Source organism: Enterobacter sp. RHBSTW-00593, from assembly GCF_013784105.1.
GTDB classification, from domain to species: Bacteria; Pseudomonadota; Gammaproteobacteria; order Enterobacterales; family Enterobacteriaceae; genus Enterobacter; species Enterobacter ludwigii.
Genome location: NZ_CP056393.1, coordinates 3,853,716 through 3,864,387, shown reverse-complemented (window position 1 = coordinate 3,864,387; position 10,672 = coordinate 3,853,716). Strand labels below are relative to the sequence as shown.

The 10,672-nt window shown below is 58.5% G+C and carries 12 protein-coding genes; 5 read left to right on the top strand and 7 right to left on the bottom strand.

The window, feature by feature from the left end:
• Window positions 1-14: 14 nt before the first annotated feature.
• A complete protein-coding gene (locus HV242_RS18510; RefSeq protein ID WP_032678858.1) occupies window positions 15-245 on the bottom strand; it encodes a SymE family type I addiction module toxin in 231 nt (76 codons plus the stop codon).
• A gap of 174 nt (window positions 246-419) precedes the next feature.
• On the opposite strand from HV242_RS18510, the gene HV242_RS18505 reads away from it, so the two are divergent.
• A complete protein-coding gene (locus HV242_RS18505) occupies window positions 420-764 on the top strand; it encodes a nitrous oxide-stimulated promoter family protein (protein WP_050737221.1) in 345 nt (114 codons plus the stop codon).
• 66 nt (window positions 765-830) lie between these two features.
• On the opposite strand, the gene flhA is transcribed toward HV242_RS18505, so the two are convergent.
• The 6 genes from flhA to hypA all read right to left on the bottom strand — a co-directional run bounded on the left by flhA (window position 831) and on the right by hypA (window position 6,579).
• Complete coding sequence (gene flhA / locus HV242_RS18500; RefSeq protein WP_020883827.1) at window positions 831-2,903, bottom strand: formate hydrogenlyase transcriptional activator FlhA; 2,073 nt, start codon at window positions 2,901-2,903, stop codon at window positions 831-833.
• Window positions 2,904-2,966: 63 nt separating this feature from the next.
• Window positions 2,967-3,977, bottom strand: a complete 1,011-nt coding sequence (hypE, locus tag HV242_RS18495; protein WP_044865615.1) for a hydrogenase expression/formation protein HypE — start codon at window positions 3,975-3,977, stop codon at window positions 2,967-2,969.
• The gene (gene hypD, locus HV242_RS18490; protein WP_020883829.1) at window positions 3,974-5,095 is read right to left on the bottom strand and encodes a hydrogenase formation protein HypD; all 1,122 of its coding nucleotides are present in this window, start codon (window positions 5,093-5,095) and stop codon (window positions 3,974-3,976) included. Before hypD ends, hypE begins: the two co-directional genes overlap by 4 nt.
• A 3-nt stretch (window positions 5,096-5,098) precedes the next feature.
• The gene (locus tag HV242_RS18485; RefSeq protein ID WP_014171373.1) at window positions 5,099-5,371 is read right to left on the bottom strand and encodes a HypC/HybG/HupF family hydrogenase formation chaperone; all 273 of its coding nucleotides are present in this window, start codon (window positions 5,369-5,371) and stop codon (window positions 5,099-5,101) included.
• Complete coding sequence (hypB, locus tag HV242_RS18480) at window positions 5,362-6,225, bottom strand: hydrogenase nickel incorporation protein HypB (RefSeq protein ID WP_063858416.1); 864 nt, start codon at window positions 6,223-6,225, stop codon at window positions 5,362-5,364. Before hypB ends, HV242_RS18485 begins: the two co-directional genes overlap by 10 nt.
• Before the next feature lie 3 nt (window positions 6,226-6,228).
• Window positions 6,229-6,579, bottom strand: coding sequence for a hydrogenase maturation nickel metallochaperone HypA (gene hypA / locus HV242_RS18475; protein WP_014171370.1), 351 nt, complete (start codon window positions 6,577-6,579; stop codon window positions 6,229-6,231).
• Window positions 6,580-6,789: 210 nt separating this feature from the next.
• Here hypA and hycA point away from each other — a divergent pair, with 210 nt between their 5' ends.
• The 4 genes from hycA (at window position 6,790) to HV242_RS18455 (ending at window position 10,669) form a co-directional block, all read left to right on the top strand.
• Window positions 6,790-7,254, top strand: a complete 465-nt coding sequence (hycA, locus tag HV242_RS18470; protein WP_063858415.1) for a formate hydrogenlyase regulator HycA — start codon at window positions 6,790-6,792, stop codon at window positions 7,252-7,254.
• Window positions 7,255-7,324: 70 nt separating this feature from the next.
• A complete protein-coding gene (locus HV242_RS18465; protein ID WP_014171368.1) occupies window positions 7,325-7,933 on the top strand; it encodes a 4Fe-4S dicluster domain-containing protein in 609 nt (202 codons plus the stop codon).
• A complete protein-coding gene (gene hycC / locus HV242_RS18460; RefSeq protein WP_063858414.1) occupies window positions 7,930-9,744 on the top strand; it encodes a formate hydrogenlyase subunit 3 in 1,815 nt (604 codons plus the stop codon). Before HV242_RS18465 ends, hycC begins: the two co-directional genes overlap by 4 nt.
• Before the next feature lies 1 nt (window position 9,745).
• Window positions 9,746-10,669 (top strand): respiratory chain complex I subunit 1 family protein, encoded by a 924-nt coding sequence (locus tag HV242_RS18455; protein WP_025203376.1) that lies wholly within the window; start codon window positions 9,746-9,748, stop codon window positions 10,667-10,669.
• Window positions 10,670-10,672: the final 3 nt, after the last annotated feature.

The following is a 10,672-nucleotide window of genomic DNA, read 5'->3' as shown; positions in this document are numbered from 1 at the left end:
AAAATGTCGCGGCATTACGAGGTGCCTTCCTGCACTAACTCAATGACAATTTTTCCATGCTCAACCCCCACTCTGACCTGCGAATGGGTGGTAAACCCCGCTTTTTCAAGCCAGTCGCCCTTTAAGCTCAGCGCCGCATGCACGCTGTAGCGTTTGGGTATCTTGGTGTTACGGTCTTCATGACGCTTTCTGAAATACCCCACTTTCAAATGACGATAGGATTTGGTGATAGCGATCTTGTGCATACGGCCTCCGGACAACGTGGACAAGGGTCATTCCTGATGCTGTATAAAATACCAGTGATTTACTGCAGGTGTGGGCTTAATACTGGAATCAGCCTTCAGAAAACAGAATGCAACACCTGAAATCAGTAGCTGAAAGGCGTATTATAAATGCACTTTATTATCTGGTGAGCCGTTATGTCCGGAAAACGCATTACACGTGAGAAAGAGACGATCGCGAAAATGATCGCGCTGTTTGAAACACAGTGTCCCCAGGCTTCGCAGGAAGAGGGGCATTATCAGGCGCTGAAAGCGTATGCCAATAAGCGCCTGGATAAATGCGTTTTTGGTGAGGAAAAACCCGCCTGTAAACAGTGCCCCGTTCACTGCTATCAGCCTGCCAGGCGCGAAGAGATGAAGCAGGTGATGCGCTGGGCTGGCCCACGTATGTTATGGCGTCATCCCATCCTGACGGTACGCCACCTGATGGATGACCGTCGCCCGGTGCCGGAATTACCGGAAAAGTATCGCCCGAAAAAGTAACCGTTCAGGCGCTTCGCTGACAACCGTATCCCAACGCCTGCATGCGGGATCTCAGCCAGAATGACGCTACACCAGGCTCTCTTTATCAATCCCGAGACGTTTCATGCGCGAGAGCAGCGTGGTGCGTTTTAGCCCCAGTCGCTGGGCGGCACCTTTCGGTCCGGCCACGACACCGTTAGTTTCTTTCAGCACGCGCATGATCAACTGATATTCGTCTTCACCTTCCTGCGCCACGTCGGTGGCTGTAACCGGGGTTTCGGGCAGGGAAACTTCGGGCAGGGAGAGTTGCAGTACGTTACCGCGCGTCAGCAATACCGCACGTTCAATGACGTTTTCCAGTTCACGCACGTTACCCGGCCACTCCATCGAGGAGAGGGTACGTAGCGTCTCGGCGGGGATACTGTCGATGTTGCGGCCCATCCGGCGGGCTATTTTGGCGGTAAACGCTTTGACCAGTAGAGGGATATCTTCCGGCCGTTCACGCAGGGGCGGCAGGCAGATTGGGAAGACGTTCAGGCGATAATAGAGGTCGCTTCGAAACTCGCGGTCGGCGACCATTTTTTTCAGGTCGCGGTTGGTGGCGGCAATGAGCCGCACGTCAGTCTGGATAAGTTTGTTACTGCCAAGACGTTCAAACTCCTGCTCCTGCAGGACGCGAAGCAGTTTGGGCTGCAACTCCAGAGGCATGTCACCCACTTCATCAAGGAACAACGAGCTTTTGTCCGCCAGCTCGAAACGGCCCAGGCGCTGGCTGCTGGCACCGGTAAACGCGCCGCGTTCGTGGCCAAAGAGATCGCTTTCCAGCAGGCCTGCGGGCATAGCGGCGCAGTTCATCTTCACCATGCGGCGGCTGTTACGGTTGCTGAGGTTGTGGATCGCACGGGCAATCAGCTCTTTACCGGTGCCGGTTTCACCGAGGATCAGCACCGTACTGTCACTTTGCGCCACCATCTCCACCTGTTTCAGCACGCTGTACATGGCATCGCTGCGGCCGATGATTTCGCCAAACTCGCTGTCCACGTTGTTAAGCTGTTCCGTCAGCGCCAGGTTTTCATCCACCAGCCGTTCTTTCAGACGGTGGATCTCCTGATAGGCCAGCGCGTTATCCAGTGCGATGGAGATACGCTCGGCAATCTGGCGCAACAGTTTCAGGTTAGCGGTGGTAAAGACGCCCTCTTCACACTGCGCCAGCTTCAGGACACCAAGCATAGTATTGCCGGACATCAGCGGCAGCAGGCACAGCGTCTGGATTTTATTCCCCCAGGTGTTAAACAGCATCCGCTCATAAGGCGCGAGCGCATCCTGCTCGTTGAGGTTGAGCAGCAGGATCTCTTTGCTTTTAAATACCCGCTCAGAGAGCGTGCCCGCCTCATCCACTTCACTCTGTTCGTGGGCGGGGTTTGCCTCATCAAGATAGTGGGTGGAGTAGATGTTCAGCTTGCCTTTCCGGTGCCCCCGGAGCGCAATACTGATGGCGTCGATTTTGAAATAGTGGTGGATCTCTTTTGAGACTTCGCTGACCAGCTCATCCATATCGAGGCGCGAAAGCACCGCGTTGGTGATGGCCACCAGGATCCGGAAATTGTCACGTTCGCGGCTCAGCAGGTCGTAATCCACATTATTGGTGACGCGGCTTTGAATTTGCTCCGCGACCACGGCCACAATCTGGGTGAAGGTGTGCAGACGCTCGTATTCCGCCTCGCTCCACGGCTGGTCGGTGTGACGAATAAACTCGCAGCCGCCGAAGATATGCCCTTCCACCGCCAGTGGCAGCAGGCTGTAGTGGCCGAAAGGCGGGTATAACTGACTCTGCGCCAGCATCGGCCACGCTTCGCGGAATTCCTCAAAATTGCAGTGCAGCGCCTCCGGGCGGGAAAGAATACGTCGGACAGGACCATGAGCGAGGTAGGTTTCATCCTCGTACTCAAACGCTTTGCCATTGTCGCGCGTTGAATAGTAGCTCGCGCGATGGCTTGCGCTATGCCAGAGCACAATTGCGGCGCTGTCTGCCAGCGCTGATTGCCTGACCAGCCGCGTCAGGGCATCGCTCAGCGCGCCAAGATCGGGCTGCTGTAAAAGTGTGCGCGTAATGTCAAACAGGCCCTGCTGTCCAAGATCGCTCATCGGTGTATACGGCATATTGCTTTCCAATAGAAACTGGCAAAAAAGAGAAAGTCAGTGCTGACCGCTTTTGGCGCGGTTCTAGCAAATGCGGGGTAAAGGTTCCGCGTGCGGCAGATCCAGCGTCCGCTTGACGCCATACAGCCCGGTCAGGCGCACCCCTTTGCGCTCAACCACTTCACCAATCAGCGCAGCCTCTTTACCGAAAGGATGTGCCCGCAGCTGTTCGAGTACGGATTCGGCCGCCGCACGCTCCACGCCAATGACCAGCTTGCCTTCATTTGCAAAGTTTAGCGGGTCGAGCCCGAGGAGTTCGCACAAGCCGCGAACGGCAGGCTTAACGGGCAGCGCGCGTTCAGTGAGTTCAATACCCAGACCGCAGCGTGCCGCGAACTCATGTACCACTGCGTTAACCCCGCCGCGTGTCGCATCGCGCAGGGCTTTCACGCCCGGAAGGGAACGCAGGGTCTGGATAAGCGGGGTCAGTACCGCGCAATCACTGCGTAATTCTCCGTCCAGCCCCAGGCCTTCACGCAGGTTCAGGATCGTCGCCCCGTGGCAGCCCAGCGATCCGCTGACGATCAGCACGTCGCCGACGGCAAGCTGCTGCGCGCCCCAGTGAATGTCGGCAGGGATCGCCCCCATGCCAGCGGTATTGATGAACAGTTTGTCGGCTGCGCCACGCTGGACCACTTTGGTGTCGCCGGTGACAATGGCGATACCCGCCTCGCGTGCCGTGTGCGCCATGCTGCTGACGACCGCAGAGAGCGTCTCCATCGGCAGCCCCTCTTCAAGGATAAAGCCGCAGGAGAGAAAGCGCGGAACAGCGCCGCTGACGGCCACGTCGTTTGCTGTGCCGCAGACCGCGAGCTTGCCGATATCGCCGCCCGGGAAGAACAGCGGGTCAATCACGTAGCTGTCGGTGGAAAAGGCCAGCCTGTCGCCCTGCGCGGTCAGGGTGGAGAGGTCAATGCGGGCCTGATCCTCCTGCTCCGCCAGCCAGGGGTTATCAAACGCGTCCATAAACAGACGGTTAATCAGCTGCTGCATCGCCAGGCCGCCGCTGCCGTGTGCCATTTCAACCGTATTCATGCTTCAGACTCCTGATTGCGATACTGATACCACGCGGCACACGCCCCTTCGGAAGAGACCATCAGCGCGCCAAAAGCCGTTTGCGGGTTACAGGTGTTGCCAAATAACGGGCAGTGATGGGGTTTGCATTTGCCGGTGAGCACTTCGCCACAGCGGGCCCGCGGGTCGTCACACACCTGTTGCGGCTGCGGGCGGAAGTGGGCTTCGGCGTCGAACGACCGGTAGGCTGGCGTCAGGCGCACGCCGGACTCTGCAATCAGCCCCAGACCACGCCATTCGCTGTCGCCCTCGACGCTAAATACCTCGGCTATCGCCTGCTGGGCCACCACATTTCCACTGTCGGGGACGACACGGCGGTACTGATTTTCTACTGCACTCTGGGCTGCTATTTTCTGCTCAACCAGCATGGTCACGCCTTGCAGTAGATCAAGAGGTTCGAAACCAGCCACCACTAAAGGCCGTTCGAACTGTTCAGCGATAAAGCCGTAGGCCGCCGTCCCGATAACCATGCTGACATGGCCCGGCGCCAGAAAAGCGTCAATTCCGTTGTCCGGCTCTTCAAGCAGGCTGCGTAACGTCGGGATGAGCGTAATGTGCTGGCAAAAAAAGAAAAAGTTATCAATGTTGCGGGCTTTGGCCTGCTGCAGCGTGATGGCCGTGGCGGGCATGGTGGTTTCAAAACCAAGCCCGAAAAAGACGACTTTGCGGCCGGGGTTATGGGTGGCCAGCGTCAGGGCATCCATCGGCGAGTACACGATCCTGATATCCGCGCCCCGGGCTTTTGCCTGCAGCAGCGAGCCGTTTTTGCCCGGCACGCGCATCGCATCGCCAAAGGTACAGAAAATCACGTCAGGCTGGTGGGCTATCTCAAGGCAGGCGTCGATGCGTCCCATCGGCAGGACGCACACCGGGCAGCCGGGGCCATGGATAAACTCGATGTTTTCCGGCAGAAGCTGGTCGAGGCCAAATTTAAAGATGGCATGCGTATGCCCGCCGCAGACTTCCATAATACGCAGCGGCTTTTCGGCGGTATAGCTCAGCCGTGCCGCCCGTGTTTTCAGATGTTCAATCAGCTGCATCACCTGCTCAGGCGCGCGATATTCATCAACGTAGCGCATGGTTTACCGCTCCTCGCCGTACAGCAATGCCCCGACATCCGGCTCCACGTCGAACATATTCTGAAGGGCATCGAGCGTGTCGCGGGCCTCCGCTTCGTTGATGATGCTCATGGCAAACCCCACGTGCACCAGCACCCACTGACCGAGGCGTGAGGCGCCGGTTTCGTCGGTGCTGCCGACGAGCGTCAGGTCGACGTCGCGCAATATACCGCACACTTCAACGCGGGCCTGATTCCCGTCAATGGCGTGAATTTGTCCGGGGACGCCTATGCACATCGTTCGCTCTCCAGCCAGTTCAGCCAGGCGTCCATCCCGTCGCCGCGGGTGGCGGACACCAGCATGATGTCAATCTCCGGGTTCACTTCACGGGCATAAGCCATGCATTTATCCACGTCGAAATTCAGGTACGACAGCAGGTCAACTTTGTTCAGCAACATCAGCGAAGCGGCGGCAAACATATGCGGATATTTAAGCGGCTTGTCTTCACCTTCGGTCACCGAGAGCACCGCGACCTTATGTCGCTCACCGAGATCGAAGCTGGCCGGACAGACCAGGTTGCCTACGTTCTCAATAAACAGGATGCCGTTGTCCGCCAGCGGCAAGCGCGGCGTGGCGTCGGCAATCATTTGTGCATCCAGATGGCAGCCTTTACCCGTATTAACCTGAATGGCGGGCGTGCCGGTTTCGCGTATACGCGCGGCGTCGTTCACCGTCTGCTGATCGCCTTCGATCACCGCGCAGGAGATGCGCCCGTTCAGGCGGTGGAGCGTTTGTGTCAGCAGCGTGGTTTTGCCGGAGCCGGGGCTGGAGACCAGGTTCAGGACCAGCTGTTTACGCGTGGCAAAGCGGGCGCGGTTGCGTGCTGCAATCTGGTTGTTTTTATCCAGAACGTTGATTTCCACCTCCAGCATCTGACGCTGGCTGAGCCCCGGCGCGTGGGTACCGGCGATGCCATGCCCGTAATGCAGGTCGCCCGCAGCGGAGTGTCGGGGGGCGAAGGTGATACCGGTTAATGCCGCTGCAGGACGAGGGGCAGGTGAAAAGGGTGCGGAGCGAAACGCGGCGTGAGGACGGTGTTCATCCCCTTCTATATACAGGTTGCCTTCAGCGCAACCGCAGGTACTACACATATTTTACTCCTTCTCGATTTCGAGACGTTGGATCTGCATGCCGTCATCCGCCACGATGCGAAGCTCGCTGCTCTGGCACTGCGGACAGCGCTGAACCTTCGATGAAAGCAGAGTGACGTATTGCTGACACTGCGCGCACCAGCACTCCGCCTGCTGTTCTTCAATATGAAGTTCACAGCCTTCCGCCAGCGTGCCGCGGCACACCAGCTCAAAGCAGAAGGTCAGGGCGCTGGTTTCAACGCAGGAAAAGGCCCCGACCTGTAGCCAGACGCCGGTGACGCGTTTTGCATTGTTTGCCCGCGCCTGCTGTTCAATTAACTCGACGGCCCGCTGGCAGAGGGTGATTTCGTGCATGACGCCTCCTTAATGAATTGCCCCGATAATGCAATAACGGTGCCAGCTTGATTTTTGTTAAGGCGTGACGATGTCAATGCTGTCGAAATGACACGTCGACACGGCGCGATTGACACGCTTCTTTTGATTAAAATAGTTAAAAATCAATGCATTAAAAACTGGCATGGAATCTGCTTAATAGCCGCTATCTCCATTAACCGGATACCTTTTATGACTATTTGGGAAATTAGCGAAAAAGCGGATTACATTGCGCAGCGCCATCAGCAGTTACAGGAGCAGTGGCACCTTTACTGCAACTCTCTGGTTCAGGGCATCACCCTGTCAAAAGCCCGTCTTCACCACGCCATGAGCTGTACAGCGCAGGGGGATATGCGCTTTGTGCTCTTCGGCCATTTCACGATAAACGTCACCCTGGCCGACACCTTCAACAGCCACACCATTGAGTACTACGTCGAAACAAAAGAAGGTGAAAAACAGTGTCTTGCGAAGGCGCAGCTGATGGCCGACGGGATGGTCGATGGTCACGTCAGTAACCGCGATCGCCAGCAGGTGCTGGAGCACTATCTGGAAAAAATCGCGCCGGTTTATAACGGCCTGTACGCCGCTGTTGAACACGATCTCCCGGTCAACCTGAAACAGCTGATGGATGGAAATACCTCAGCGAACGTGGCCTGACCATTGCGTGTCGAGAAGTGTCGACAAGACAGTTTTTCGTCAAAAATGACTATCACCAGAGGATGACCCGGTGAACCGTTTTGTAATTGCTGACTCGACGGTCTGTATTGGCTGTCGAACCTGTGAGGCGGCCTGTTCGGAAACGCACCGTCAGCACGGGCTACAGTCCATGCCGCGTCTGCGCGTCATGCGTAATGAAAAAGAGTCTGCGCCGCAGCTCTGCCACCACTGTGAAGATGCCCCCTGCGCGGGAGTCTGTCCTGTTAATGCCATCACCCGTGTCGAGGGGGCGGTGCAGCTGAATGAAAGTCTGTGCGTGAGCTGCAAACTGTGCGGCATTGCCTGTCCGTTCGGCGCGATTGAATTTTCCGGCAGCCGTCCGCTGCATATCCCGGCGAATGCCAACTCCCCGAAAGCGCCGCCAGCGCCACCTGCGCCGGCGAAGGTGAGCACGCTGCTTGACTGGGTTCCCGGCGTGCGTGCCGTTGCGGTCAAATGCGACCTGTGCAGCTTTGATGAACAAGGGCCAGCCTGTGTGCGTACCTGCCCGACGAAGGCGCTGATTCTGGTCAATATTCGCGACATCGTTCGCACCAGTAAACGTAAGCGTGAGCTGACCATTAACAGTGATTTCGGCGATCTTTCTCTACTTCAGGCGCTGAACGAGGGGGCGAAATGAACGCGGTGATGATGATTACCAGCGCGGTGGCCTATTTTGCCGCCGCCGCTGTGTTGGCCTTGATCTTCTCTTTCCATAAAACCCTGAGCGGCTGGATAGCCGGTATCGGCGGGGCGGTTGGCAGCGTGATGACGCTGGTGGCCGGTAGCCTCGTGTTAACAGGCGGACAATCCGTCGAAGCGGTGATGCCGCTGATACGGCACACCGTTGAAATTACGCCGCTGAATGCCATCTGGCTGGTGACCTTTGGTCTGTGCGGCGTGTTTATCAGCCTGTTTAATATTGACTGGCACCGCCATCAGCACACACAGCCCAACGGTCTGCTGGTCAATCTGCTGATGGCCGCGGCGGTCTGTACCGTGACTGCCAGCAACCTCGGCGCGCTGGTGGTGATGGCCGAGATCATGGCGCTGTGCGGCGTATTCCTTACGGGCTGTAGCACCTCCGGCAAACTGTGGTTTGCGCTGGGGCGTCTTGGCACGTTGCTGCTGGCACTGGCCTGCTGGCTGGTGTGGCAGCGCTTCGGCACGCTGGACTTCTCCGCCCTTAACGGTCAGTCGCTCGGGAATGATGTCTGGCTCCTTGGCGTGATCGGCTTTGGCCTGCTGGCCGGGATTATCCCGCTGCACGGCTGGGTGCCACAGGCACATGCCCATGCCTCCGCGCCTGCCGCAGCGCTCTTCTCGACGGTTGTCATGAAGGTTGGTCTGTTCGGCATTCTGACGATAACGCTCACCGGTGGGCAGCCACCGCTGTGGTGGGGCGTTGTGCTGCTGGTCGCCGGGATGATCACCGCCTTCGTCGGCGGCCTGTACGCCCTGATGGAGCACAATATCCAGCGTCTGCTGGCGTACCACACCCTTGAGAACATCGGCATTATCCTGCTGGGGATTGGCGCAGGCGTTACCGGGCTGGCGCTCAATCAACCGGCGCTGATTGCGGCCGGCTTTATCGGCGGCCTGTATCACCTGATCAACCACAGCCTGTTTAAAAGCACCCTGTTCCTCGGGGCCGGTAGCGTCTGGTTCCGCACCGGTCATCGCGATATCGAAAAACTCGGCGGCATCGGCAAAAAAATGCCCGTTATCTCTCTGTGCATGCTGGTGGGGCTGATGGCAATGGCTGCGCTGCCGCCGCTGAACGGCTTTGCCGGCGAGTGGATTATCTATCAGTCCTTCTTCGCACTCGGTCAGAGCGAGGTGTTTATCGCCCGGTTGCTCGGCCCGCTGCTGGCGGTTGGGCTGGCGATAACCGGTGCGCTGGCGGTGATGTGTATGGCTAAAGTCTACGGCGTGACCTTCCTGGGTGCACCGCGCACGCGTGAGGCCGAAAACGCCTGCTGTGCACCGGCATTGATGGGGGCGAGCGTTGTCGCGCTGGCGCTGTGCTGCATCGCGGGCGGGGTGGCCGCCCCGTGGCTTCTGCCGCTGCTGGGTAACGCCATTCCTCTGCCGCTCACCACGGCGCATACCACGGTGTCCCAGCCGATGATTGCGCTGCTGCTGATTGCCGCGCCGCTGCTGCCGTTCGTGCTGATGCTGTTCTTCAGACGCGACCGCCTCTCCTCCCGCGCACGCGGTACCGCCTGGGCTTGCGGTTACGCACACGAGCAATCCATGGTGATCACAGCGCACGGCTTTGCCATGCCGGTCAAAGAGAACTTTGCCGCGGTGCTGAAACTGCGGGACTGGCTTAACCCGGTGGGGTGGGTGCCGGGCTGGCAGAGCGCTGCCGTGCCCGTGCTGTTCCGCCGACTGGCGTTGATCGAGCTGGCGGTACTGGTTGTGATTGTGATTTCACGAGGAGCCTGACATGAGTCTGTTACTGGCAATACTTCAGGCGCTGGTGCTATTTGCCATGGCGCCGCTGCTCTCCGGGGTGAGCCGCGTGGCGCGTGCCCGGATGCATAACCGTCGCGGGCCTGGTGTACTCCAGGAGTACCGTGATTTGTTCAAGCTGATGGGACGTCAGAGCGTTTCCCCGGACGCGGCAGGATGGGTCTTTCGCCTGACACCGTTTGTGCTGGCTGGCGTCATGCTCACCATCGCCACGGCGTTACCGGTCGTCACCGTCGGGTCGCCGCTGCCGGTGCTGGGCGATCTCATTACGCTTATCTACCTCTTCGCCATCGCGCGTTTCTTCTTCGCGATTGCCGGCCTCGATACCGGCAGCCCGTTTACCGGGATTGGTGCCAGCCGCGAGGCCATGCTCGGCGTGCTGGTTGAGCCGATCCTGCTGCTCGGCCTGTGGGTCGCTGCGCAGGTCGCGGGGTCAACCCATATCAGCTTTATCACTCATACCGTGTATCACTGGCCCGTGGACCGTTCCCTTCCGTTGCTTTTGGCGCTCTGCGCCTGCGCATTCGCCACGTTTATCGAGATGGGCAAACTGCCGTTCGACCTCGCGGAAGCGGAGCAGGAGCTGCAGGAAGGTCCGTTGACCGAGTACAGCGGTTACGGCTTTGCGGTGCTGAAATGGGGCATCAGCCTCAAGCAGCTGGTGGTGCTGCAGATGTTTGTCGGTGTCTTCTTCCCGTGGGGGCAGATGACGCACTTTTCCGCGGCCGGCCTGGTGCTGGCGGTGGTCGTTGCAGTGCTCAAGCTACTTGTCGGCGTGCTGGTGATTGCCCTGTTTGAGAACAGCATGGCGCGTCTGCGTTTTGTGGCGACGTCGCGCATCACCTGGGCCGGTTTTGGTTTTGCATTTTTAGCGTTCGTCTCCTTGCTGGTGGCGTGATTA